We start from the raw sequence: 25,864 nt of genomic DNA, 5'->3' as shown, positions 1-25,864 counted from the left end.
GAAACTTAAGACTAGTGGTCAATTTTGGCCCCTAGTCTTTCTAGTATTGAAAGATACATAGATATTGGTGCGAATATACTCATATTTGCTTTTTATTTTGTGTAAACAAAATCTTAGGGATGTTTTTGATGTCTTACTCATACGCTGAGAAAAAAAGAATTCGTAAAGAGTTTGGGGTTCTTCCTCATATCTTAGATGTACCATACTTACTTTCGATTCAAACAGAGTCTTATAAAAAGTTTTTAAATGCTGACGAAGCTAAAGGTAGGCTTCAATCAGGCCTAGAATTAGTGCTTAAGCAGTCTTTTCCAGTAGAAAGTAAAAATGGTCAATATGAACTTCATTATGTTGATTACCAAATAGGTGAGCCTAGTTTTGATGAAACTGAGTGTCAAGTGCGTGGTGCTACTTATGACGCTCCGTTGAATGTTAAATTAAGGTTAGTTGTATATAATAAAGAAGCTCTTCCAAATGAAAAAATAGTAGAAGATATTAGAGAAGAGTATGTGTATATGGGTGACATTCCATTGATGACAACAAACGGTACATTTATTATTAATGGTACTGAGAGAGTTGTAGTGTCCCAGTTACATAGATCACCTGGCGTCTTTTTTAGTAAAGATGATTCAGAAGAAGGTGCATTTTCAGCACGTATCATTCCATATAGAGGATCTTGGCTTGACTTTGAGTTTGATGCAAAAGGCATCGTATGGGCGAGGATTGATAGAAAAAGAAAATTCTGTGCAACAGTAATTTTAAAAGCTCTTGGCTATACGCAAGAAGAAATATTAGAGAATTTCTCAGATAGTAAAACTATTACGTTCAATAATAAAGGTTTTGCTCTTAAACTTGATGACCTTTCTAGCATGAAAGGCGAATTGCTTAAGTTTGATATTGAAGATGATCAAGGCAAAACAATAATTAAGAAAAATAAAAAATTAACATCTAGAGATGTTAAGAAAATCAAAGATGCAGGAATTGATTCTGTTGCTATAGACTTTGATCTAGTAAGTACTCTTAGAGTAGCAAAAGATATTGTTAATGAGGCTACTGGTGAAGTTATAGCTTACGCAAATGATGATGTTACAGAGAGCTTATTAGAAGCGTGTGTCGAGATAGGCATGCTTGAACTAGAGGTTATTGATTTTATAACTACTGAAAAAGGTAGATATATATCAGATACTTTAAAGTATGATCTTACGAGAAATACAGACGAAGCTTTGGTTGAAATATATAAGGTTTTAAGACCTGGTGATCCTCCAGCAGCAGCTTCAGTTAAGGCATTGTTCGAAGGTTTATTCTTTATCGAAAGCAGATATAGCTTATCTGATATTGGTAGAATGAAGTTAAATGCAAGATTAGGCTCAGATAAGGTTTCTAAAGATATTTATACTTTAGAGAATAGTGATATTGTTGGTGTATTAGAAGAGCTAATTAATATTCGTGATGGTAAAGGTAAAGTTGATGATATCGATCACTTAGGTAACAGACGTGTGCGTTCTGTTGGTGAGATGGTTGAAAACCAATTTAGAATAGGTCTTTACCGTGTAGAAAAAGGTATCCGTGAAAGTATGTCTTTGGTACATAAAGATAAGCTTATGCCTAAAGATATCGTAAACTCTAAGCCAATTACAGCTGCGATTAAAGAGTTCTTTACATCTGGTGCTTTATCACAATTCATGGATCAAGATAATCCATTATCAGAAGTTACTCACAAGCGTAGAATTTCGGCATTAGGGCCAGGCGGTTTATCACGTGATAGAGCTGGTTTTGAGGTTCGTGACGTTCACGCAACTCACTATGGTAGATTATGTCCAATTGAGACTCCAGAGGGTCCAAACATTGGTCTTATTAACTCACTAGCTAGTTATTCAAGAGTAAATGATTTTGGTTTCTTAGAAGCGCCATATAGAAAAGTTGTTAATGGTAGAGTTACGGATGAGATCGAGTATCTATCAGCAATTGATGAAGATAATTATGTAATTGCACAAGCGTCAACAGAGCTTGATAAAGATAATCATTTTGTTGAAGATCTTATTCAGTGTCGTTCTGGTGGTGAGGCAATATTTACAGAATCTAGTAGAGTTCAGTATATGGATGTTTCTGCTAAGCAGATGGTTTCAGCGGCTGCAGCACTTATTCCGTTCCTAGAGCATGATGATGCTAATAGGGTATTGATGGGTGCAAACATGCAACGTCAAGCTGTGCCAACTCTAAAATCAGAGAAGCCATTGGTTGGTACTGGTATGGAGAAGATTGTTGCTAGAGATTCTGGAAACTGTATTGTTGCAAGAAATGCTGGTGAAGTTGCTGAAGTAGATTCAAATAGAATTGTTATCAAAGTAGATACAAAAAAATCTAGTGATAATAAGTTGGTAGATATTTATAGCCTAACTAAGTTTAAGCGTTCAAATAAAAATACTTGTATCAATCAGCGTCCGATAGTTAATGTTGGTGATAAGATTGAAGCTGGCGATATTTTAGCAGACGGTTTTGCTACTGATTTTGGTGAGTTATCTCTTGGCCATAATCTTATGGTTGCTTTCATGCCATGGAATGGTTATAACTTTGAGGATTCAATCCTATTATCAGAAAGAATAGTAAAGGATGATAAATATACAAGTATACATATTGAAGAGTTTACTTGTGTGGCTCGTGATACAAAACTTGGCCCAGAAGAAATAACAGCAGATATTCCTAATGTGAGTGAATCAGGTTTATCAAAGCTTGATGAGTCTGGTATTGTTCATATTGGTGCAAATGTTGAAGCTGGTGATATTCTTGTAGCTAAAATCACACCAAAAGCTGAGCAACAACTAACTCCAGAAGAAAGGCTTCTTAGAGCAATATTTAATGAGAAAGCTTCGAATGTTGCTGATAGTTCATTAAGAATGCCAAGTAGTACTTCAGGTACAGTTATTAATGTTCAAGTTTTTGAAAATGATAAGGGCGGTAAGAGCTTAAGAGCACTTCAGATTGAAAAAGAGTTAATTGCTAAAGCTCGTAAAGACTTTGATGAAGAGTTTGCTGTTATTGAATCTGTAGTTAGATCTTCAGTAGAAAATGATATTGTCGGTGCTAAGATTCAAAAAGCAAAAGGTCTTAAGAAGGGCGCTATTCTAACTAAGGAGTTTTTAGAAAAGCTGCCATTTGCTAAGTGGTTAGAAATATCTTTTGAAGATGAGACACTTAATGAGAAAGTTGAAAAAGCTAAAGAGTATTATGATGAAGCAAAAATAGCAGTGGATGCTAAATTTGAAGTTAAGAAAAAGTCTATTACTCAAAGCAACGAGTTATCTCCAGGTGTGCTTAAAACAGTTAAAGTTTTTGTTGCTATTAAAAAGCGTATTCAGCCAGGTGATAAAATGGCTGGTCGTCATGGTAACAAAGGTGTGGTATCACGTGTATTACCTGTTGAAGATATGCCGTATATGGAAGATGGTACTCCTGTAGATGTTTGTCTAAACCCTCTAGGTATTCCATCTCGTATGAATATCGGTCAGATTCTTGAAGCGCATTTAGGTTTAGCATCTTATGGATTAGGTAAAAGAATTGAGGAAACTCTAGAACAGACTAAAAAAGTAGCTGAGCTAAGAAAAACTCTAGAAGAAGTTTACAATAGTGTTGGTAATAAAAAGGTTGATCTAAAATCTTTAAGCGATGAAGAGATTTTAACTCTTTGTGAAAACTTAAAGGGTGGAGTACCGATTGCAACGCCAGTATTTGATGGTGCTAGAGAAGAAGATATTAAATCTCTACTAAAAATAGGTGGTTTTGCGAGTAATGGTCAGATGAAACTTTTTGATGGCCGTACTGGTCAAGCATTTGATAGACATGTAACAGTTGGTTATATGTATATGTTGAAGCTTGATCACTTAGTAGATGATAAGATGCATGCTAGATCAACTGGATCTTATAGTCTAGTTACGCAGCAGCCTCTAGGTGGTAAAGCACAGTTTGGTGGTCAAAGATTCGGAGAGATGGAAGTTTGGGCATTACAAGCATATGGTGCAGCTTATACACTAAGAGAAATGCTAACAGTTAAGTCAGATGATATAGCTGGTAGATCTAAGATGTATAAGAATATAGTTGATGGTAAGTTGACTATGAGTGTTGATGTTCCAGAATCATTCAATGTTTTAAGAAATGAAGTTAGAGCATTGGGTATAGATATGGATTTTGACCATTCATCTGAGGAAGAATAAGCATCTTAAAAAGCTACTTATTTTTTGTTATTAAAATAAAAGTATAGGAGAGTTACCTGTGAATAACGGTATCCTACATCAAAATTACAATAGTAAAAAGTTTGATATTATTAAAATATCTTTAGCATCTCCAGAGGTTGTTCGTTCATGGTCTCATGGTGAAGTTAAAAAACCAGAAACTATTAACTATAGAACATTTAAGCCAGAAAGAGATGGTTTATTTTGTGCTAAGATTTTTGGTCCTGTTAAAGACTACGAATGCTTATGTGGTAAATATAAGCGTTTAAAACATCGTGGCGTGGTTTGTGAGCGTTGTGGTGTTGAAGTTGAGCAAACTAAAGTAAGAAGAGAAAGAATGGGACATATTGATCTGGTTTGTCCTGTTGTACATATTTGGTACTTAAAGTCTCTTCCTTCAAGAATTGGTCTTTTCTTGGATATGCCTCTTAAGAATGTAGAGAAAGTTCTATATTTTGAGTCGTATATTGTTACTGATCCAGGAATGACACCTTTGGAGAAAAAGCAGCTTCTTACAGATGAAGAGTATGCAGAAGCTCTAGAAAATTATGGTTATGAGTTTGAAGCATCTATGGGTGCTGAAGCTATTAGAGATTTATTATCAGACACAGATATTGAGTCTGAAATAGAAATGTTACAAGAAGAATATGCACAAAGTAAATCTACAGCTAAGAAAGAAAAAGCAATCAAAAGATTAAGACTTCTTGAAACTTTCCAAGCTTCAGGTAACAAGCCTGAGTGGATGGTGATGACAGTATTACCAGTTCTTCCACCAGATTTAAGGCCGCTTGTTCCAATCGAAGGTGGTAGATTTGCAACTTCTGATTTAAACGATCTATATCGTAGAGTAATTAATAGAAACAATAGACTTAAAAAGCTATTAGATCTTAATGCTCCAGATATTATTGTTAGAAATGAAAAAAGAATGCTTCAAGAGTCAGTTGATGCATTATTAGATAATGGTAGACGTGGTAGAGCTGTTACAGGTTCTAATAAGAGACCTCTTAAATCATTAGCAGATATGATTAAAGGTAAGCAAGGTCGTTTCCGTCAAAACTTACTTGGTAAGCGTGTAGACTATTCTGGGCGTTCTGTGATTACTGTAGGTCCATCATTAAGATTACATGAATGTGGTCTTCCTAAGAAAATGGCTCTAGAGTTGTTCAAGCCATTTGTGTATTCTAAGTTAAGATTAGGTGGTTATGCTACTACAATCAAACAAGCTAAAAGAATGGTTGAGCTTGAAGAATCTGCAGTATGGGATATTCTAGAAATCGTAATTAATGAACATCCGGTTCTTCTAAACCGTGCTCCTACACTACATAGACTAGGTATTCAAGCATTTGAACCTAAACTTATTGAAGGTAAAGCAATACAGTTACACCCTCTAGTATGTGCGGCATTCAACGCTGACTTTGATGGTGACCAAATGGCTGTTCACGTACCTTTAACTGTTGAGTCTCAGTTAGAGTCACGTGTGTTAATGATGTCTACAAATAACATATTATCACCTGCATCTGGTCAACCAATTATTACTCCTACTCAGGATATCGTGTTAGGTTTATACTATATCACTAGAGAAAAAGAGGGTGCTAGAGGCGAAGGTAAATTATTTGCTAGTTATGAAGATGTAAGCAGAGCTTATAGTTCAGGAACTATTGATATACACGCTAAAATTAAGCTAAGAGTAGATAGACAAGTTTTTGATACTAAAGGTAATACTTATAATGAGAAAGGGGTTGTGAATACTACAGTTGGTAGAGCACTTCTTCTTAATATACTACCTGAAGGTTTATCTTTCTCTTTATTAAATAAAGTTTTAGTGAAGAAAGAAATTTCTAAAATTATCAACCAAGCATTTAGAGTGTTAGGTGGTAAAGCTACTGTAGTTTTAGCTGATAAATTAATGTATGCAGGTTTCAAATACTCAACTCTATCAGGTATCTCTGTAGGTGTTGATGATATGACTATTCCTGATGATAAAGAAGCTAAAGTAGAAGAAGCTGAAAAAGAAATTAAGCACATTACAGAACAGTATCAATCTTCATTAATTACAGAAAATGAAAGATATAACAACATTATCAATATTTGGGGTAAAACTTCTGATGAGGTTGGAGCTTCAATGATGGATGCTATATCTAAAGATACGATCACTGTAAATGGTGAAACAAAAGAAACAGAATCATTTAACTCAGTTTATATGATGGCTAAATCTGGTGCTAGAGGTTCTTATAACCAGATGAGACAGCTTGCTGGTATGCGTGGTCTAATGGCAAAACCGGATGGTACGATGATTGAGACTGCAATTACAGCAAACTTTAGAGAAGGTCTATCAGTATTGCAGTACTTTACATCTACACACGGTGCTCGTAAAGGTCTAGCAGATACGGCTCTTAAAACAGCTAACGCGGGTTACTTAACTCGTAGATTAGTTGATGTAGCTCAAGATTTAGTTGTAATTGAGGAAGATTGTGGTACTGATGATGGTTTAATGTTCTCAGCTATTGTTGAAGATGGCGAAGTTAAAGTTCCTTTAATAGAGAGAGCTTTAGGTAGAACATTAGCTGCTGACGTTGTAACTGAGAAAGGCGTTGTATTATTAGAAGAAGGTACTTTGTTAGATGAAAATCTGGTTGAGTTACTTGATGATAATGGTATCGATATGATCAAGGTTAGATCTCCAATCACATGTAAGACACGTAGAGGGTTATGTGCTAAATGTTATGGTAGAGATCTGGCGCGTGAGAGAAAAGTTAATGTTGGTGAATCTGTTGGTGTAATCGCTGCTCAATCAATTGGTGAGCCAGGTACTCAGTTAACAATGAGAACGTTCCATACTGGTGGTGCAGCATCTTTAGGTGTTACAATTTCTGATATTAAAGTTAAAACAGCTGGTAAGATTAAGTTTAAAAATATTAGAACAGTAACTAACAAAGAAGGTCAAGAGATTGTAATATCTCGTGCTGGTGAAATTATCGTTTCTGATACTATGGGTCGTGTTAGAGAGCAACATAAAATCCCTATGGGTGCTAATGTTCCTTTAGCTAGTGGAAAGGCTGTAGAGATTGGTGATGTAATTGCTACTTGGGATCCGCATGCTCAACCATTAATTACAGATGTGGCTGGTAAAGTTGTTCTTGAAGATATTATTGATGGTATAACTTCTAAGCATACTTATGATGATTTGACAGGACAACAAACTATTGAGATAACTTCAATATCTCAAAGAACAACATCTAAAAACTTAAAACCAGTTGTTAAAATTGTTGATGAAAAAGGTGCTGAGCTTAAGACTATACCATTAGCTGTTGGCGCGGTGCTAAGTGTTTCAGATGATACTAAGCTAGAAGTAGGTGATATCGTTGCTAAGATTCCTTTAGAAGGCTCTAAAAATAGAGATATTACTGGAGGTCTTCCACGTGTTGCTGAACTATTTGAAGCAAGACGTCCTAAAGAAGCTGCTATACTTTCTCCATGTGATGGTATGGTTAGGCTTGGTAACAGAGATACTAAAGAAAAACAAAGAATTGAGATTTTAGATAAGAGTGGTCATATCCTTGAAGAGATTTTACTACCTAAATCACGTCATTTGGTTGTTTTTGATGGTGAAAATGTTGTTAAAGGCGATGTGTTGGCAGATGGACCTACTGATCCACATGATCTTCTTCAGTACAAAGGCTTAGAAGCGTTTGCTGATTATATATTGATTGAAGCTCAATCTGTATATCGTATGCAAGGTGTTGTAATTAACGATAAACATATTGAAACAATCGTTAGACAAATGCTAAGAAAAGCTGTTGTAACTGATGAGGGAGATAGTAAGTTTGTTAAGAATGAAAATATTGAGCTTGTTAGAATCTTAGAAGAAAACGATAATTTGCGTGAGCAAGGTAAAAAAGAAGTCGAGTTTGAACTTGTACTTATGGGTATAACTAGGTCTTCTTTATCTACTGAGTCATTCTTGTCAGCGGCATCTTTCCAAGAGACAACAAGAGTACTTACAGAAGCTTCGATACATTCTCAAGTAGATCAATTAAGAGGCCTAAAAGAGAACGTTCTTATTGGTAGACTAATACCTACTGGTACTGGTTTGGCTGTAAGAAAAGAATCTAAAAAGATTGAGAAAATGAGAGAAGAGCTGGGCGTTGAAGATGGTATAACATTTACTGATGCTGCTGCAGCCTTTAATATTGACGAGGCTTCTTCTGAAAATATTAAACCTCAAGAAAGTGAAAAAGATATCAATGAAGATATCGAAGAGTCTTTAAGAAATGCTCTTGAGTCACTAGATTTCTAAGTTTTTTCTACTTTATTCTATCTAAAATAAAATTTTATTATTCTGGCATTTTAAACTATAATATAAGTCATATTGTACTTATTAATACTTGTGGTAAATGTTTAGTATGTTAGCAAAACTCTTCTGGCAGATATTTTTTGGAATAGTTATAATCGTTATAGTAGTGCTATCTATATTGAATACTGATAGAGTAAGCTTTGATTATATTTTTGGAACAACCACATTACCACTTATTGTTTTAATGTCTATAGCTTTTGTTATAGGTCTTATATTGGGTTCATTTATAACAAAGTTTATTCAAATAACAAAGACAAGTGGCGGCTCTAAGAAATAATGCTTGTTTTAGGTATTGAAAGTTCTTGTGATGAGACAGGACTTGCTATTTATGACTCATGTGCTAAAAAAATAATCTCTGATGCTTTATATAGTCAAATAGATTTACATAAACAATACGGTGGTGTTGTGCCAGAGCTAGCATCACGTGAGCATATTGCAAAGTTAAATGTTCTAGCTAAACAATTATTTCGAGAATCAGGGCTTAGTTTTGATGATATAGACTGTATAGCTTATACCGCTACACCAGGATTGGTTGGCGCACTTATGGTTGGTGCAACTTTTGCTAAGACTTTAGGCTTTATTCATAATATTGATACTATTGCTATTCATCATCTTGAAGGACATTTACTTTCACCTCTTTTAGATACCGATAGTGAGATTGAGTATCCTTTTGTTGCGTTACTAGTCTCAGGAGGCCATACTCAATTATTTGAAGTTAGAGGTTATGGTCAATATAGCCTACTTGGTGAGTCTATAGATGATGCTGCTGGTGAAGCATTTGATAAGACAGCAAAACTTTTAGATATGGCTTATCCAGGAGGGGTTGAAGTTGCTAACTTAGCAGATAAGGCAACAGATAAGAAAAAATATCTGCTACCAAGACCTATGAAAAATAAACCTAATCTAGACTTTAGTTTTAGTGGTTTAAAGACTGCGGTATTAAATACATGGTATTCAGAGCAAGATAAGTCCCAAGAAAATAAAGCAAATCTTTGTTATGCTTTTCAAGATGCTGCTATTGATGTTTTAGTTTCAAAATGTAATAAAGCTTTGAAACAAACAAAAAATAAGAGATTAGTGGTCTCTGGAGGCGTGAGTGCAAATAAGCTGTTGCGCCAGAGGCTATATGATTTATCAAAAAAAAATGAGTATCATATATTTTTCCCTCCAATGAGATATTGTACAGATAATGGTGCAATGATAGCTCTTGCTGGAGCTTATAGGTATTGTAATGATTTCAAGGATTCTAGCTTGGAAATAGATGTTAAAGCTAGATCGTCTATTTAATATATTTACAAAGGACTATCAAAAAAAAGTGATGTATGATATTATTCACTCGTAGTTAAAAAGTTTTCAACATCCACATAACGTGGGTTTAATTTAAAAAGGGATAAAAAGGTTCTAAATGAGTAATAAAAAAGAGGTCTATCAAATAGACCAAACTATAGAAAAAGAAGGTAGTATAGTCTGGAAAAGTGTTTTTGGATTATTGGTTATACCACTATTTGCCATAATAGTTATACCGTGGTATGGTATGACATATGGTTTTGTAACGTCTGATTATGTTTGTCTAGCTATATTTTATGCTCTTACAGGTATTAGTATCACAATGGGCTATCATAGACTTTGGTCACATAAAACATATAAAGCTAATAAGTTTGTAAGTTATTTCTTGTTAGTTTTTGGTACAGCAGCATTACAGAATAGCGTAATTCAGTGGTCATCAGATCATAGAAAACATCATAAAGATGTTGATGATCCTGTTAAAGATCCGTATGCAGCCACAAGAGGTTTTTGGTTTTCTCACTTTGGTTGGTTACTTAAACATAGTAGTCCAGATGTGCAAGAAATCCGTGGTGTAAATGATCTTTTGAAAGATAGAGCTTTAGTGTTTCAACATAAGCACTATACTATTTTAGCAATACTAGCATGTTTTGGTTTACCTGCATTAGTTGGATTTATATTCGGGTTATTGAGTGGTCATACTTTGACAGCTGCATGGCATAGTGCTTTAAGTTTCTTACTATTAGGAGGATTCCTAAGAGTGGTACTTGTGCATCATGCAACTTTCTGTATTAATTCTTTAGCTCATACTATTGGTAAAAGACCTTATTCTAGAAAAAATACAGCTAGAGATAGCTGGATTACTGCAATCGTAACAGGTGGTGAAGGTTATCATAACTATCATCATGCTTTTGCTGGTGACTATAGAAATGGTATTAGATGGTTCGATTTAGATCCTTCTAAATGGGCTATTGCAGGTCTTGCTAAGCTTGGTTGGTGTTATGACCTTAAGACTACACCTAAGCATCTAATAGAAATTGCAAAAGCTAAAGTTAAGCTAGATGAAGCTTTAACTAAAAAGAATAAAACTTTCCATCTTGGTATAGAAGAGAAATACTCTAGATTAGTTGCTAATGTTAAAAATATGTATAATGCTAAACAAGAGTATCTAAAGGCTAAGAAAGAAAATGTATTATCTAAAGCTGATATTAAAGCTATTAAATCAAAATATAAAGATTTAAAAATCGAGTTCATTGAAGCTAAGAAAAACTATAAAGCTAGTACGCTAGCATAATTATAATTAATCAATCAAGTATAATTTTCCTTCTAATTTATTTCATTTAATTTCAAAAGCTATTCTAAATGAAACATCAATTATTATTTTAATATTTGTATATAATGGTATTTCTTGGATGTTTCTTTTTGGATTTCAAAGCTCTAGATTGTCTATCTTTATTGGTAATAGCGATGATATTCTCTTGGTCTACTCTTTCAAATCTAAATATTCTAAAATAACTTTGTTATCTCGAGCGGCTCCTTGTTTTATATTGATAATATAGCTAACAATATATAAAAGTAGTATACTGTTTTTTATTTAAGCAATGTCTTTTCACATCATTTTATAAAGAGGGTATTGAAGTTAAAATCAGAAGGTATGAGCTTTATAAAGCTCTCAAAGAAATTCGATATAAGTGTTAGAAGTATCCAAGAATGGTTAAAAGGAAATCTTCCTAAAGGTAAAAGAAATAAACCCAATACAAAGCTTGATATCAATAAGTTAAAACAAGATGTTATAGATTATCCTGATGGTTACTTACAAGAACGAGCTATTCGATTAGGAGTAAGTGAGTTTTGTATAAGCTATAATCTTAAGAAGTTAAACATCACATATAAAAAAACACTGCCTCATCCCAAAGCCGACGAAGAGAAGCGAGAATTATTCAATAATAGAATTCAAACTTATAAAGATCAAGGGTTCCCTGTATGTTATCTTGATGAATCTGGTCACGCATTAGATATGCCTAGAACACATGATTATTCTAACCAAGGTCAAAGATGTTATGGTGTCTGTGACTGGGGAGCTAAAGATCGGACTAATGTCATAGGTGCTTTAATTGGAAGAGTTTTGTTTGCTGTTGGATTGTTTAGCTGCAATATTGATACTGTAATATTTACTATTTGGGTAAAATATTTTCTACTACCTAACTTAAAAACTGTAATAGTTATAGTTATGGATAATGCTACTTTCCACAAGAATACTGATATGTTAAAGATGATTACTAATGCAGGACATATTATTGAGTTTTTACCTCCATACTCTCCTGATCTTAACCCAATAGAGAATAAATGGTCTGAGAAAAAGGAATATATTTAAAAACATAACTGTTCTATAGAGCAATGCATACTAATTTTATTCATAGTTAGCTATAGAGTACACTTTTTTTAGATTTGTTCCTACATGATTATTTTATGCTTTGGGTGTGTGATGCAAAATGTTAGATAATAATTATATGAAATCGATTTGATAATGGTAATTTTATGAAAAATAATGGAAAAGATAGGTTTAAATTTTAGCTAAAGATCTAAGCTTATCTGCTTTATCAATCTTTTCCCAGCTAAATTCGGGAAGCTCACGTCCAAAGTGACCATAGTTAGAAGTTTTTCTATAAATTGGGTTTAGTAGATCTAAATTTTCAATAATCTTACCAACTCTAAGATCAAAAACTTCACTAATAAGTTTTTCAATAGCGTTATCATCTATTTTACCAGTTCCAAAAGTATCAACCATAAGTGATACAGGTTTTGCTACGCCAATTGCATAAGCAACCTGAACTTCGCATTTGTCAGCTAAACCAGCAGCAACTATGTTTTTAGCTATATATCTACCCATATATGCACCAGAGCGATCAACTTTAGATGGATCTTTACCAGAAAATGCACCACCACCATGATGAGCAGCACCACCATAAGTATCTACAATAATTTTTCTACCTGTTAGACCACAGTCACCTTGAGGGCCTCCAATTAGAAATACTCCTGTTGGATTAATATGATATTTAGTGTTTTTTGTAATTAGGTTAGCTGGAATAACTTCTTTGACAATTTCCTCAATCACAGCATCATGAAGTTCTTTTTGAGAAATTGATTCATCATGTTGAGTTGATAAAACAATTGTATCAATAAATTTAGGTTTATCATTTTCATAAGCAAGTGTAACTTGAGCTTTTGCATCAGGTCTTAGCCAAGCAAGTTTCCCTGATTTTCTAAGTTCTGCTTGTTTTCTCATTAGTAGATGGGAGTAATAAATAGCAGATGGCATAAGTGTAGGAGTTTCATTGGTTGCAAAACCAAACATTAGTCCTTGGTCACCAGCTCCAAGATCTTCTAATGAGCCACGATCTACGCCTTGAGCAATATCACCAGATTGTTTGCCAATAGCATTAATAACAGAGCATGTTCTACCATCAATACCTTTGTTAGCATTATCATAACCTGTTTCTGTAATAACATTTCTAACAAGCTCTTCAATATCTACCCATGCAGAAGTAGAGATTTCACCAGCAACTAGTGCCATCCCTGTTTTTACGAGAGTTTCACATGCTACACGAGCATTCTTATCTTGTTTTAAGATTTCATCTAGTATTGCATCTGATATTTGATCAGCTAGTTTATCTGGATGTCCTTCTGATACTGATTCAGAAGTAAATAAATAATTTTTTGACATTTTACATCTTTCCCTTTTAGTTTGTTTAGCTAAAAGGTTTCTAGAGAATTTTCTGAAAAATTTAATAGAAACGCTTTAGCTTATTATTTAATGTCGCAAGCAATTTGTTTGTTAAATACAGCGACTTGGGGTATTATATATTTATGTTTATATTAAGTCAACTATTGACTTTTTAGTTAAGAGACTTTAAAGTATTGCTATTAAATTTTTGCATAAATTTTTGCTAAGTTTATGGCTGCTAAGCTTAGCTAATGAAATTAAATATTTAAAAAAATTAAAAATATAAAACCGGAGAATAATTAAATGGTAGTAATTCGTATGGCTCGTGGTGGAGCTAAAAAGCGTCCTTTCTATAGAATCGTAGTTGCTGATAAAAGAAGCCCAAGAGATGGTAGATTTATTGAGAAATTAGGTTTCTTTAATCCTTTAGCAAAAGGTGGTGAAGAAAGATTAAAGCTTGATGTTGCAAAAGCAGAAGCTTGGCTTGCAAAAGGTGCACAACCTTCAGATAGAGTAGCTAGCTTAATTAAAGAAGCTAAAAAAGCTGCTTAATCAAAATTTTCATAAATCAATTATGTCACAAGATTTTATAGAAATAGCTAAAATTGGCTCTACTTATAAGCTTAGTGGCGAGCTTAATTTATATCCTTTGGCAAGTTCAATAGAGACTCTTCTAAGTTATGGTGATTGGTATATCCAATTATCAGGTAATAATGTTTGGCAGCTACTTAAAGATGAAAGCGTTTTAAGAAGAGCTGACAAAGTATATATTAAACTAGCAAATGTTGATGATGCAAATGTCGCTAAGAAATATGTTAATGGGCTAATTGGAGTGCCTAAAGAGGCTCTTCCTAAATTAGATAATGATGAAACATATTTTAAAGATTTGATAGGCTGTATTGTTGTAAATTCTAATGATGATTCATTTGGAGAGATTGTCGATATTATTGAAACAGGCTCTAATGAAGTTCTAGTTTGCAAGAAGGAGTCTGATGAGTATCTAATTCCGTATGTTAAGCAGTATATTATTAGTGAAGATCTTGATTCAAAGAAAATAGTTGTTGATTGGGAATATGATTACTAATAAGCTATGAAGTTTGGAATAATATCAATATTTCCAGAAATGTTTAAAGCGATAAGTGATTTTGGAATTACAGCTAGAGCAGTTAATGATACGAAGGTATCTATAAATTGCTTTAATCCTCGTGACTATACAACAGATAGGCATGCCACTGTAGATGATACTAGCTTTGGTGGTGGTGCCGGTATGGTTATGAAATATGAACCATTGTCAGAAGCTATCAAAGATGCAAAAAGTACTTTAGGTTGCGATACAAAAGTAGTATACTTGTCACCTCAAGGTGGTTTATTTAATCATGAAAAAGCTCTTGAGCTTTTGCAAAATGATTCTCTGATACTGCTTTGTGGTAGATATGAGGGAGTTGATGAGCGCCTAATACAGGACCATGTTGATGAGGAAATCTCTGTAGGTGATTTTGTTTTAAGCGGTGGTGAGCTCCCTGCTATGCTTGTTATGGATAGTCTGATTAGACTATTACCAGAAGTGTTGGGTAATAAAGATTCTGCTATTGAAGACTCTTTCTATGATGGTCTGTTGGACTACCCACATTATACAAAGCCAGCTGTTTTACCAGATGGTAATGCGGTGCCTAGTGTTTTGTTGTCTGGGAACCATAAGGAAATAGCAAAATGGAGGCGTAAACAAAAGTTAATAAGAACTTATGAGCGTCGTAAAGATTTAATAGAGTGCCTATGCCTATCTGAAGAAGATAAGCAAATTATAAATGATTATAAAATAGATAAGGTAAGCACAAAAGGAGAATAATAATGAAAAATAAATTTGTTGAACTAGTAGAAAAGTCACAAATCAGAACAGATCTTCCAGAGTTTAATCCAGGTGATTCAATCACTGTTAATCTATGGATTAGAGAAGGTGATAAGCAAAGAATCCAGGCTTTTAAAGGTTTCGTTCTTAGAAAAAGAAACAGAGGTCTTCACTCTGCTTTCACAGTAAGAAAAATGTCTTCAGGTATGGGTGTTGAGAGAACATTCCAGACTCATTCTCCATTGATCGATAGCATCACTGTAGAGAAAAGAGCAGATGTACGTAGAGCTAAGCTATACTACATGAGAGGTCTTACTGGTAAAGCTGCTAGAATTAAAGAAAAAGTATAATTCTAGGATAGTTAAAAAGTGTCTACAGTTGTTGATGCTTTTCTTGATAATCTTTGGTTTGAATATGGTTTAAGTCAAAATACTATTTCATCTTATCGTACAGATCTTAAATTTCTTCAAAACTATTTTTCAAAAACTAATTTGATTCGTTTAGATTTTGAGCAGTTATATGCTTTTATTTCTTACCGCTCTAAAAATGGTTATAGTAGTCGTTCTAATGCTAGAATGATATCTACTTTGCGTAAATTTTATGCTTGGTTAGTTACAACAGGTCAAGTTCAAAGTGATCCTACTGCTAAACTAACTATGCCAAAGTTAGCTAAAAGTTTGCCTAAAGATATGACAGAGGCAGATGTTGAAGCATTATTACAAGCACCTGATTTAACCCAAGATATTGGGATTCGAGATAGAGCAATGCTTGAGTTAATGTATGCGACAGGTTTACGGGTTAGTGAGTTAGTTGGTTTAGATATTGATAATATAGACGTTAATATTGGAGTTATTCAAGTGCTTGGTAAAGGAGCAAAAGAAAGAATAGTTCCTATAGGCGAGTATGCTTTAGAATTCTTGCAAAAATATCTCACTGAATCTCGCTCTAACTTAACTAAAAATTTTAAAGAAAAAGCTATCTTTATTAGTCAGCATTCTAAAAGAATAACTCGTCAATCATTTTGGCATCGTATAAAAAATTATGCTCTTTCTGCAGGAATAAATACAGAAATATCTCCCCATACATTACGGCATGCTTTTGCAACACATTTACTTAATCATGGGGCTGATTTAAGATCTGTACAGCTACTTCTTGGTCATAGTAGTGTTTCTACAACAACAATATACACACATATATCGCAAAATCGTTTACAAGAAATATACCAAAAACATCATCCGCGAGGTTAGAGATTTTATAACTTCTAGAATATTAACTTAATAGCATCTGTTATACTAATTTAAAAGCAAATGAAAAAATCTTTGTATAGAAATGATATATTTAAAGCTTAAGAAAATAGTTAAGTTGAAATCAGGTAAAAGATTTTATTTATTGCATAAATATTTGCGAAAAAAACTATCTAATAGATTCGTTTTAATATTCTTTTTATTAGCTTCGTGTGTGATTTTTATTCCTGGGCTGATTATGTTATTTACTCCTGGGCCAGGATTATTATTTATAATATTGGCTTTATTACCATTTGTTGCAATAAGTAAAAAGTTTTCTCAATTTTTAGATAGGTTAGAAATTTACTTCTGGAAAAAGCTAAAAAAAATTAAGGATAAGTTTTCTAAAACAAAATAAAATAGTTTTTCTAAAGTAGTAATTAGAGGTGATGTAAAAGGTGCAACAGTATATGATTGTTGTTATAATACGTACTGAAATTTTTAGTGTTTTCTCTTTAAAATAAATGGAGTGGTAATGAATATTCGTAGTGTTGACTATTATGCAGATAATGCAGCTGAGGAATTTACAAAATCTTTAAAAGAAACAGGTTTTGCAGTACTTAAGACTCACCCAATTGATTGGAATCTTATTCAGACTGTTTATAAAGAATGGCAAGACTTTCTAAAATCAGGTGATGCTGATAAATATATGTTTGATGTTGAGAAACAAGATGGCTATTTCCCAAAAGATGTTTCTGAGGTTGCAAAAGGTGAAACTGTAAAAGATATTAAGCATTTTTACCATCTATATTTTCCTAATGGTAGATATCCAACAGAAGTTAGTGATGCTGCTCGTGAAATGTTTGAAAAAATGATGAAGTTAGGCGAAACACTTTTACAGTGGATAGATGATCATATGGATCCAGCTGTTGCAAATAGGCTTCCTCAAAGATTAAGAGATACTGTTTCTTATGAAAATACGCTACTTAGAATTTTACATTATCCAGCGATGCAGGGTGATGAAGAGCCAGGAGCTGTTAGAGCTGCAGCACATGAAGATATTAATCTAATTACTCTATTACCTATAGCTTCTTCGCCAGGATTACAAGTTTTATCACCTGTAAGTAATAAATGGTTTGATGTGCCATGTGATAGTGAATCACTAGTTATAAATATTGGAGATATGCTTCAAGAAATGACACATGGTGAATATATTGCAACTAAACATAGAGTTGTTAAGCCAGAAGGTGAAGTTGAAAATTTAGATAGAATTTCAACTCCTTGTTTTATTCATCCAAAATCTGAAGTCTATTTATCTGATAAATACCCACAAGCTGGAATGTTTTTAGATGAAAGATTAAAAGAGTTAGGTCTAAAATAAATTTTAAAATGACGAAACAGAATATTATTTCTTTCTATGAGAGTGATGCTCATACTAATCAAGTCAGAGAGATTCTTAAACAAGCAAAAAGAATAATTGATCTACAAGCATCTTTGCAAAATTGTGCTGTAGTTTTAGATATTGATGAAACATCGTTAAATCATTATAAAGCACTTAAGGATGTAGGCTTTCCTCAAGAGGAAAATCATAGTATTTGGGATGAGTTAATTTCAAAGATAGATGTTGAACCAATAAAGCCAACTTTAGATTTTTATCTATATTGCATTAATAAAGGGATTAAAGTATTTTTTATTAGTGCTAGATTTGCGACTTATTTAGATACTACAAAACAAGCATTACAGAATGCAGGATATATTGGTTTTGAGGGTGTTTTTGTCCTTCCTGAAGATATCTCACTATACTCTTCTGAGAGTTTTAAAAATTTTAAGGCTGAAAGAAGATCTTATATTGAATCTTTAGGCTATAAAGTACTTATATCAATAGGTGATCAATCTTCTGATTTGACGGGTGGTTATACACTGAATACTTTTCAGCTACCAAACTATATGTATGGTGAAAATTCTGTATTTTAATATACTGATTTAGATTTGAAAATTAAGAAGTTGCCTAAGAAAATTAAAATAGCACAAACTATCATAATAATTATATTAATATCTTGATTAAATAGCAGGAATGCAAATAGAGGTCCCCAAATAATGTAAGTAATATTTAGAGACATTGCAAGAGTCACATTTGAGTGTTTAAAAGCTTGCATATAAGATAAATCAGCAATATAACCAATAATTCCAATAGCTAGTATTAGAAGTAAGATATAGATACTAACAGTATTTATAATCAGAAATGTAAATGGTAAAAAAATAAAAATAGTTGAGATTTTACGTAAGAAAAGCAGAGTGTTAACCTCAACATTCGCATTAAGGACAAGTTTATAAATAACACCTTCTAACCCCCAGAATATTGCAGCTAAAATTGCAAAAATTAGACCAGTTAGGCTATTTGTCTTGTCTCCCAGCTCATTTGTGGCCGTTAGAGTTATACCTATCGCAACTATTATAAAACCTATTATTTTGAGTTTTGTTAAAGATTCTCTAAGAAATATCCTAGCTCCAATCATGCCTACTGCAGGATAGCATGATGATATTACGATAGCTGTTCCTGTGGCAATATCTTTGGTTGAAAGCATATACATAGTCATTGCTAAACCTCCTAGTAGAGGAATACAGCAGATACTTATTATTTGCCATAGTTTTAAGTCTTTAACTTTTTTTACAGAAGATATTGATATGATTCCTATAGTTCCGGCAACACCTAAATCATGAATTGAAGTTAGCCACATTGAAACTAGAAAAGTCATTGTTAGTAGAGTATGAACTTGGCCTGCTAAAGTATAGTCAAGCCCCCAGAAAATACCTGATAGAGCTCCAAAAAGAAATGCTCGTTTTTTAAAATCCAAAAGCTGTAAACCGATATTTGTAAAAATTTACAATACTTTAGCGAATTCGAAGAATTATTACAAGTTAATAATTGTTTTATGAATAATAGCTTAGCCACTAATAGGTTCTTTTTGAGGTTCTATAAGGATTTCATTTAAAGCAACATTTTTAGGTTGATTCATAGCAAATACAATTGTTTCAGCTATTTGTTGAGGTGTTATAAAAAACTGAGTGTCATTGCTGGCATATTTTCTGACAGCATCTTTATCAGAGGACATATTTTGTAAAGGTGTTGCAACATTGCCAGGTTGGATATTTATAACTCTAACATCCTTGCCCATTAACTCTTGACGTACTGCTCTTAGAGTATATTCCATAAATGCTTTTGAACCTGAGTATATTGCGAGTCCTGGAAAGGCTTGTCTAGCAGCATCAGAAGTTATATTAATAAGCATTCCTTTATTTTTGATTAGCGATGGTAGAACCGAGTAGAGTAGATTTGTAAAACCAATCACGTTTGTGTTTATGGTTTTCATCCACTCTTCGTAATTTCTATTTTCTATACACTGATAATACATCACACCAGCACAGTTAACTATATAATCAAATTCACCAAAAGTTGCTATAGCTTTAGTAACAAAACTTTCTACAGAATCTAATTGTTGAATATCTACATATTGATAAAAAACATTATCGCCTGTAATATTTGCCTTGCGACGAGAGCATAATGATATTTTCATTTGCTTAGTTAGGCATAGTTCAGCTATAGCTTTACCCATGCCACTAGATGCTCCAACTATTAGTATATGTTTATCCTTGAGTAGATTCATTATCTTTCCTTAAGAGGATTTTATTTATGTAGTTTTCCGTTATTTCTGGATAATCAATATTTATCTCTGACATTAGTGATTCATAATTTGATCTGTCATATAGATTTATTGAGGCATCAATATTTGCATGATCAGAAGCTAAGTATTTAGCAGAATTATCTGTAATTGATTTGCTCCAAGTCTCTGAAGGGATAATCTCATAATTAGAAACTTTTGCTAACGTTTGTGCATTAAGGAAGTTCTTGTTAGTTATATTATAGATATATCTACCAGTATGCTTTTCTAAGATAAGATACTCTATAATCTTAGAAATGTGATCAACTGGAGTCATTTCTAGATTTATATCAGTTGGTATTTTTCGTTGTAAATTTACTTCTTTGATTAGTATCCAATTTGTATCTGAATCATTAATGTAATTATTATATACAGGTGAAATATTACCTAGTCTTAGTACTGTAGCATTTAAGCCTTCTTTGACTGAATTGTGAATTAGTTTCTCAGCAGCCCACTTAGTTTGTGAGTATCCGGATTGTAATGAGTCTAGCCATTCGATATCTTTTGTTTCACTAAATTTTTTGTTTAGATGTAATGGGAAAATACCATTTGTAGATATATGGATTAAATGTTTTGCTTTGACTGTAGAGCAAAAATCAATAATATTTGCTGTTCCAATAAGATTACTATCTTTTAAAGCATTATATGGAAGTAATAAATTAACAGATGCAGCTGTATGAATTACAGTATCAATTTTGCTAGCATACTCTAGATATTTTCCTGATTGCCAACCAAATTCTTTTGCTGAAATATCTCCTACTAGGCAAACAATTTTATGAGATTTTTCAATATTGAGTTTTTTAAGGATATTTTCTAGTCTAGTTTCTGCTTGCTGTTGGTTCTTAGCGCGAACTAAACAATAAATAGTTTCTATATTTTCATTAGTAACTAATGTTTTAAGTGTATGAGATCCAAGAAATCCTGTTACTCCCGTTAAAAGTATATTTTTACGTGATCCACTCCGGTCTTGTTTAAGATTTGCTATTTTAGGCTTTAAATCTGTAAATAAGTTATCAACATCATCTAGAATTAATTTTGAAAGATTTTGCTCAGAATCTTTAGAAGATTTTGATAATAAATTATAGCTACTACTAAGTTGACTTGCTGCAATAAAATCAGTTATTCTAACTTCAAAATTAAGTTCTTTAAGTTTACTTATTAGTAACATCGTTGATAATGAAGAACCACCAAGCTCAAAAAAGTCGCTATCTGAATTAATATCATCCTTTGAGATATTAAGTATATTTGCCCAGAGTGATTTATAATCATCTAATGATTTGATATTTTTTATTTCCTGTTCGACATCAATAATTTTATCTTCTAGATTTAGGCTATTTCTATCTAATTTGTTTGAGTACCTATTTAGAGGGATTTCATCAAGGAGAATTATATGTTTTGGAAGCATATAATGTGCTAAGAAAGGTGATATTTTGTCAAGAAGTGCTTTTGAAGGTTTATTATCTTTAAGTTGCCATTTTTGACAGAAAGCTAGTTGTTTATCACTTGGGATTTCTAAATATGCAACTAGATACTCTGACATTCTGGTATTACCAGTTTTGTTGACAACACAGTGCATAATATCAAGTTTATCTTTTATAACTGACTCGATAAAAGGTAAAGAAAGTGTGTAACCTCGAAGTTTTATAATATAGTCACAGCGCCCGTATATTGTTATTAGCTGACCATCTTCAGATAGTTTGCCATAGTCTCCGGTTTTATATAGACGCTTACCAATAGGGCTGTCTTTAGCTTCTATAAATCGCTCTTTATTTAAATCTGGTCTATTTATATATTCATTAGCTAAACCTATAGCATGTATATAAACTTCACCTTTATCACCATTTTTAACTATTTGTTTGTTATCATCTAAAACAATAGCTTCGACTTTAGGTAGTACATGACCGACAGGAACAATTCCATCAGCTTCTAAGTTTTTGTCATTTTTATGGAGCTTGTAAGTAGCTACATCATGACATTCTGATATCGAATATAAATTATAGATATTTGTTTCAGACATAAACTCTTCTAGATTGTTCTGTAACCAGCTAGAGACAACTTCACCATTAAGCCAGCAGGTATCTATATTTTTAAATATTTTTTTAGCAATATCTTTTGAAGTTGAAAGTAATGTTTCTAGATATGATGGCGTAAATAATATCTCATTGATTTTTTTATCTTTAATATATTGAGATAGTGTTTTGAAATCATAGAGAATATCATCAGGAATTATATTTGTTCTTCCCCCTTTTATTAGAGGCCTAAACGCTTCCCATAAGTAGTAAATATTACATCCAATAGAGCTATTTTCATCATATGTTTTGACTGTTTCTCTTATCTTATAAGAAGATAGTATTGCTCTATGAGATATTGCTATACCTTTGTTTTTCCCAGTAGTTCCGGATGAATATACTAACCAGAATCCTTTTTCAGGATCAACAGAAGTCTGCTTGAAATTTTGTATATCTTCTGGATTATACTGATTAATTATATTGATATAGTCAAAACATTCGATAGTCTTTATATCAGGTATCTCATCACATAATATTAAATCTGATTCAGTATCATCAATAATATCTTTTAGTAATGGTAACGGAAAAGACTTATCTAGTTGCACACAGCTAGCACCAATACTAGATATAGCCAGAAAAGCTATTATTATTTCATAGCGTTTTGAACTATATATAGAAATTATGCTTTGAGGTCCATATCCGTTATTTTGTAGATGTTGAGCCAAAAACATAACATAGTTAGCAGCTTGTTGGTATGTTAACTCTATATTAGAGTCTGTAATAGCAATATTATTAGGTGTTTTTTCTGCTTGATTAAAAAAAAAGTCACTTAAAGTAGAGTTCACAAAAATTTCTTCTAAATCATTATTAGTGATTTGAATAATGATAGATTATTTGTTGGGTGATGTATATCTCTGTGTATAAAATCATCTTAAAGACGTGTTTTATTAAAGTTATATTTATGTTTATGTAATAACCTATAATTATTCGAACTAGAAAAGTAACAAACTATTAAAAATTAGTTTAGAATAAATATTAGGTAGAAGAAATATTTCTTTAAATAATGATAGATAAAAGTGGGTATAGAGCAAATGTTGCTATAGTTTTACTTAATAGACAAAATAGAGTTTTTTGGGGGCAAAGAAGAAATAGAGCATCTTGGCAGTTTCCCCAAGGAGGTATATCGGCAGGAGAGACTCCTTTACAAGCTATGTATCGTGAGCTTCATGAAGAAGTTGGTTTGAGACCTCAAGATGTTGAAGTTATAGCTTCAACTAGAGAATGGTATAAGTATGATATCCCAGATTCATTACTTAGAAATAGAGAACCTGTTTGTGTTGGGCAAAAACAAAAGTGGTTTCTCCTAAGGCTAAAAAGTTCAGAAAATAATATTGATTTAGAAGCTAATGAGTCACCAGAATTTGATAATTGGCGTTGGGTTAGCTATTGGTACCCAATCAATCATGTCGTTTATTTTAAACAAGATGTATATAGAAAGGCTTTGACTTATTTTAAAGATTTTATTTAGCTGTCTGTCTATTTTCTACAAAAGCTTTTGCCCATAAATAGCAAAATGATCCAATATATGCAGATAATATAACATCAGAAACATAATGATCCAAAACAATAACTCTGCTTATTGCAACTACAATTGCTAATATTATAGCGATTATTGTAATATATTTTTTTTCAAAAAAGTTTGCTATAGCTAATAAGCCAGCGAATGATAAAGTAGTGTGACCAGATGGCATAGAATTATAAGCATCTTTAAATGATAGGAAGTGGAATCCATATTCATTTTTGAATAAAAGCATCTCAGGTCTATATCTAGCAAGTAAAACTTTTAAAATACTTGCAACGATAATAGTCAATATTAAAGATAGAGACATTACATATAATTTAGTATGAGTTTTGTTACGTAAGTATCTGATAATGCAAATCACTGTAACTATTAAAGTAATTACAGCCCAGACTTTTGGTGAAGCTATTTGAGATATTAATGATGCTAAGGTACTTATCTTAGTGCCAAAAAAATCACCTGAGCGGATAGCATCAGTTATTTTAACATCCCAAAAATTGTAGCTAATTACTACAATAACTAATGTAATAATCCCATATATAATAGTATTTTTTGCTAATTTACAATCTAAACACTTCATAATTAAATTATTTAAAACCGCTAGGTTAGTTGATACAGTATAATATTATCATAACTAATTTTGAAAACCTAAGATGTTCAAACAAGGTTGGTACAAAAAAGCTAAGCATATAGTAAGTGAAAACTTTAATCAAAGACCTAATGATTTAGATATAAATTTAGTAGTAGTTCATTGTATAAGTTTGCCAGAGGGACAGTATCTTAATAATAATGTTGAAGATTTATTTACTAATAAATTAGATTGTAACTCTCATATAAGTTTTAGTGATCTAAAAGGAGTTAAAGTTTCTGCTCATTTTTATATAAAACGTACAGGTGAAATTATTCAGTTTGTATCTGTTAATGAAAGAGCTTGGCATGCTGGTGTAAGTAACTTCCAAGGAAGAGAAAATTGTAATGATTTTTCTATTGGTATAGAGCTACAAGGGACTGATAAAACTCCTTATGTACCTAAACAATATGAAAGTCTTAATATTTTATTGGTAGATCTAAAAGATGCATATATGACTTTAAATAGTATTACCGGACATCAAGATATCGCTCCAGGAAGAAAAACAGATCCGGGTAAATGTTTTGATTGGAGTAAGGTAAATAGCCCAGCTGGACTTAATAAATACTTTAAAAGAGACTAGTAAAAAAGTGCTGTCATATATTTAACGACTTTTCAAATTTAATGATAATATTTGTTTGTCTCATCTAAGAATATTAGATGAGTTGCTAATAATAGATATTTAGGGATATTTTTATATGGAGGACAAATATTGTCATTTAAAAAAAGTTTTATGAGAACAGTTAAAATATCATTTGGTAATATGATTGAGTGGTATGATTATTCATTATATGGTTATTTCGCAATAATCATTTCGCAACAGTTTTTCCCGTCACAAAGTAGTTGGCTATCTTTATTGCTAACTTTTGGAACTTTTGCTGCAGGATATATTGCTAGGCCATTAGGATCTATTTTTTTTGGTTATCTTGGTGATAGAAAAGGACGTCATTTTGCCATGAATATTGCTATATTATTTATGGCTATTCCAACTATAATCATGGCTTTTATACCAACTTATCAAACAGTAGGTGTCTTTGCACCTTTAATTTTAGTTATAATAAGAATATTTCAAGGTGTTTCAGCAGGAGGACAGTTTGGTAATTTAATGACTATAGCCTCAGAAGATAGTCAGCTTAGATTTACAGGGTTTAACGTTTCAGTTGCATTTTCCACATCTATTCTTGGGTTTATTTTAGCATCAGCTGTTAGTTATCAGATACTGAATCGATTAATGTTTTTTGCTATTATGTAAATCAATATCATATTGGTTTTGAG

At 32.4% G+C, this 25,864-nt stretch carries 22 protein-coding genes; 17 read left to right on the top strand and 5 right to left on the bottom strand.

Features of this window, described 5'->3' with window-relative positions:
- Positions 1–128: 128 nt before the first annotated feature.
- The 6 genes from rpoB (at position 129) to R8535_RS02525 (ending at position 12,235) form a co-directional block, all read left to right on the top strand.
- Positions 129–4,205 (top strand): DNA-directed RNA polymerase subunit beta, encoded by a 4,077-nt coding sequence (gene rpoB, locus R8535_RS02550; protein WP_329496287.1) that lies wholly within the window; start codon positions 129–131, stop codon positions 4,203–4,205.
- 58 nt (positions 4,206–4,263) lie between these two features.
- Positions 4,264–8,520 carry a DNA-directed RNA polymerase subunit beta' gene (rpoC, locus tag R8535_RS02545; RefSeq protein WP_329496285.1) on the top strand — a complete coding sequence of 1,419 codons (4,257 nt, stop codon included), beginning with the start codon at positions 4,264–4,266 and terminating at the stop codon, positions 8,518–8,520.
- Positions 8,521–8,617: 97 nt separating this feature from the next.
- Entirely contained in the window at positions 8,618–8,854 is a 237-nt protein-coding gene (locus tag R8535_RS02540) for a LapA family protein (protein ID WP_329496283.1), read from the top strand.
- A complete protein-coding gene (gene tsaD / locus R8535_RS02535) occupies positions 8,854–9,864 on the top strand; it encodes a tRNA (adenosine(37)-N6)-threonylcarbamoyltransferase complex transferase subunit TsaD (protein WP_329496281.1) in 1,011 nt (336 codons plus the stop codon). The genes R8535_RS02540 and tsaD overlap by 1 nt, the downstream gene beginning before the upstream one ends.
- A gap of 118 nt (positions 9,865–9,982) precedes the next feature.
- Positions 9,983–11,155, top strand: a complete 1,173-nt coding sequence (locus R8535_RS02530) for an acyl-CoA desaturase (RefSeq protein WP_329496279.1) — start codon at positions 9,983–9,985, stop codon at positions 11,153–11,155.
- A gap of 339 nt (positions 11,156–11,494) precedes the next feature.
- Entirely contained in the window at positions 11,495–12,235 is a 741-nt protein-coding gene (locus R8535_RS02525; protein WP_329496277.1) for an IS630 family transposase, read from the top strand.
- A 189-nt stretch (positions 12,236–12,424) separates the two neighbouring features.
- Here the strand turns inward: R8535_RS02525 and metK are convergent, their stop codons facing one another.
- Positions 12,425–13,585 carry a methionine adenosyltransferase gene (gene metK, locus R8535_RS02520; protein ID WP_329496276.1) on the bottom strand — a complete coding sequence of 387 codons (1,161 nt, stop codon included), beginning with the start codon at positions 13,583–13,585 and terminating at the stop codon, positions 12,425–12,427.
- Between the two features lie 303 nt (positions 13,586–13,888).
- Between metK and rpsP the strand changes: the two genes are divergently transcribed.
- The 8 genes from rpsP (at position 13,889) to R8535_RS02480 (ending at position 18,628) form a co-directional block, all read left to right on the top strand.
- Entirely contained in the window at positions 13,889–14,137 is a 249-nt protein-coding gene (rpsP, locus tag R8535_RS02515; RefSeq protein ID WP_003023081.1) for a 30S ribosomal protein S16, read from the top strand.
- Positions 14,138–14,159: 22 nt separating this feature from the next.
- Entirely contained in the window at positions 14,160–14,669 is a 510-nt protein-coding gene (gene rimM / locus R8535_RS02510; RefSeq protein WP_329496252.1) for a ribosome maturation factor RimM, read from the top strand.
- A gap of 6 nt (positions 14,670–14,675) precedes the next feature.
- Positions 14,676–15,431: a tRNA (guanosine(37)-N1)-methyltransferase TrmD gene (gene trmD, locus R8535_RS02505; RefSeq protein ID WP_329496250.1), complete on the top strand. Its 756-nt coding sequence runs from the start codon at positions 14,676–14,678 to the stop codon at positions 15,429–15,431.
- Positions 15,432–15,433: 2 nt separating this feature from the next.
- Positions 15,434–15,781: a 50S ribosomal protein L19 gene (rplS, locus tag R8535_RS02500; protein ID WP_013922421.1), complete on the top strand. Its 348-nt coding sequence runs from the start codon at positions 15,434–15,436 to the stop codon at positions 15,779–15,781.
- An 18-nt stretch (positions 15,782–15,799) separates the two neighbouring features.
- Positions 15,800–16,678 (top strand): site-specific tyrosine recombinase XerD, encoded by an 879-nt coding sequence (gene xerD, locus R8535_RS02495; RefSeq protein ID WP_329496237.1) that lies wholly within the window; start codon positions 15,800–15,802, stop codon positions 16,676–16,678.
- Between the two features lie 154 nt (positions 16,679–16,832).
- Positions 16,833–17,072, top strand: coding sequence for a hypothetical protein (locus R8535_RS02490; protein ID WP_329496235.1), 240 nt, complete (start codon positions 16,833–16,835; stop codon positions 17,070–17,072).
- A gap of 117 nt (positions 17,073–17,189) precedes the next feature.
- Entirely contained in the window at positions 17,190–18,035 is an 846-nt protein-coding gene (locus R8535_RS02485; protein WP_329496234.1) for a 2OG-Fe(II) oxygenase family protein, read from the top strand.
- An 8-nt stretch (positions 18,036–18,043) separates the two neighbouring features.
- Positions 18,044–18,628 (top strand): HAD family acid phosphatase, encoded by a 585-nt coding sequence (locus R8535_RS02480; protein WP_329496232.1) that lies wholly within the window; start codon positions 18,044–18,046, stop codon positions 18,626–18,628.
- Here the strand turns inward: R8535_RS02480 and R8535_RS02475 are convergent.
- The 3 genes from R8535_RS02475 to R8535_RS02465 form a co-directional block, all read right to left on the bottom strand.
- On the bottom strand, positions 18,625–19,509 hold the full coding sequence (locus R8535_RS02475) for a DMT family transporter (RefSeq protein ID WP_329496230.1): 885 nt from the start codon (positions 19,507–19,509) through the stop codon (positions 18,625–18,627). The two genes, R8535_RS02480 and R8535_RS02475, sit on opposite strands and share 4 nt — an antisense overlap.
- 90 nt (positions 19,510–19,599) lie before the next feature.
- On the bottom strand, positions 19,600–20,319 hold the full coding sequence (locus R8535_RS02470; protein WP_329496227.1) for an SDR family oxidoreductase: 720 nt from the start codon (positions 20,317–20,319) through the stop codon (positions 19,600–19,602).
- On the bottom strand, positions 20,300–23,227 hold the full coding sequence (locus tag R8535_RS02465) for a non-ribosomal peptide synthetase (protein WP_329496226.1): 2,928 nt from the start codon (positions 23,225–23,227) through the stop codon (positions 20,300–20,302). The genes R8535_RS02470 and R8535_RS02465 overlap by 20 nt, the downstream gene beginning before the upstream one ends.
- 218 nt (positions 23,228–23,445) lie before the next feature.
- Here R8535_RS02465 and R8535_RS02460 point away from each other — a divergent pair, with 218 nt between their 5' ends.
- Positions 23,446–23,910, top strand: a complete 465-nt coding sequence (locus R8535_RS02460) for an RNA pyrophosphohydrolase (RefSeq protein ID WP_329496223.1) — start codon at positions 23,446–23,448, stop codon at positions 23,908–23,910.
- Here R8535_RS02460 and R8535_RS02455 read toward each other — a convergent pair.
- Positions 23,903–24,541: a phosphatase PAP2 family protein gene (locus R8535_RS02455; RefSeq protein WP_329496221.1), complete on the bottom strand. Its 639-nt coding sequence runs from the start codon at positions 24,539–24,541 to the stop codon at positions 23,903–23,905. The two genes, R8535_RS02460 and R8535_RS02455, sit on opposite strands and share 8 nt — an antisense overlap.
- Positions 24,542–24,614: 73 nt before the next feature.
- Between R8535_RS02455 and ampD the strand changes: the two genes are divergently transcribed.
- Both ampD and R8535_RS02445 read left to right on the top strand, forming a co-directional pair.
- On the top strand, positions 24,615–25,172 hold the full coding sequence (ampD, locus tag R8535_RS02450; protein ID WP_329496219.1) for a 1,6-anhydro-N-acetylmuramyl-L-alanine amidase AmpD: 558 nt from the start codon (positions 24,615–24,617) through the stop codon (positions 25,170–25,172).
- Positions 25,173–25,301: 129 nt separating this feature from the next.
- Positions 25,302–25,841 (top strand): MFS transporter, encoded by a 540-nt coding sequence (locus tag R8535_RS02445; RefSeq protein WP_329496217.1) that lies wholly within the window; start codon positions 25,302–25,304, stop codon positions 25,839–25,841.
- Positions 25,842–25,864 lie beyond the last annotated feature (23 nt).

This window comes from Francisella sp. 19S2-4, from assembly GCF_036281795.1.
Classification (GTDB): Bacteria; Pseudomonadota; Gammaproteobacteria; order Francisellales; family Francisellaceae; genus Francisella.
Note: the sequence above shows the minus strand (reverse complement) of the source record. Positions and strands in the feature narration are given on the sequence as shown.

What these genes read in the sequence shown, in the direction of transcription:
- rpoB (WP_329496287.1), top strand. Translation starts at nt 129, where the DNA reads ATGTCTTACTCATACGCTGAGAAAAAAAGAATTCGTAAAGAGTTTGGG.
- R8535_RS02540 (WP_329496283.1), top strand. Translation starts at nt 8,618, where the DNA reads ATGTTTAGTATGTTAGCAAAACTCTTCTGGCAGATATTTTTTGGAATA.
- tsaD (WP_329496281.1), top strand. Translation starts at nt 8,854, where the DNA reads ATGCTTGTTTTAGGTATTGAAAGTTCTTGTGATGAGACAGGACTTGCT.
- R8535_RS02530 (WP_329496279.1), top strand. Translation starts at nt 9,983, where the DNA reads ATGAGTAATAAAAAAGAGGTCTATCAAATAGACCAAACTATAGAAAAA.
- metK (WP_329496276.1), bottom strand. Translation starts at nt 13,585, where the DNA reads ATGTCAAAAAATTATTTATTTACTTCTGAATCAGTATCAGAAGGACAT.
- rpsP (WP_003023081.1), top strand. Translation starts at nt 13,889, where the DNA reads ATGGTAGTAATTCGTATGGCTCGTGGTGGAGCTAAAAAGCGTCCTTTC.
- rimM (WP_329496252.1), top strand. Translation starts at nt 14,160, where the DNA reads ATGTCACAAGATTTTATAGAAATAGCTAAAATTGGCTCTACTTATAAG.
- trmD (WP_329496250.1), top strand. Translation starts at nt 14,676, where the DNA reads ATGAAGTTTGGAATAATATCAATATTTCCAGAAATGTTTAAAGCGATA.
- rplS (WP_013922421.1), top strand. Translation starts at nt 15,434, where the DNA reads ATGAAAAATAAATTTGTTGAACTAGTAGAAAAGTCACAAATCAGAACA.
- R8535_RS02485 (WP_329496234.1), top strand. Translation starts at nt 17,190, where the DNA reads ATGAATATTCGTAGTGTTGACTATTATGCAGATAATGCAGCTGAGGAA.
- R8535_RS02480 (WP_329496232.1), top strand. Translation starts at nt 18,044, where the DNA reads ATGACGAAACAGAATATTATTTCTTTCTATGAGAGTGATGCTCATACT.
- R8535_RS02470 (WP_329496227.1), bottom strand. Translation starts at nt 20,319, where the DNA reads ATGAATCTACTCAAGGATAAACATATACTAATAGTTGGAGCATCTAGT.
- R8535_RS02460 (WP_329496223.1), top strand. Translation starts at nt 23,446, where the DNA reads ATGATAGATAAAAGTGGGTATAGAGCAAATGTTGCTATAGTTTTACTT.
- R8535_RS02455 (WP_329496221.1), bottom strand. Translation starts at nt 24,541, where the DNA reads ATGAAGTGTTTAGATTGTAAATTAGCAAAAAATACTATTATATATGGG.
- ampD (WP_329496219.1), top strand. Translation starts at nt 24,615, where the DNA reads ATGTTCAAACAAGGTTGGTACAAAAAAGCTAAGCATATAGTAAGTGAA.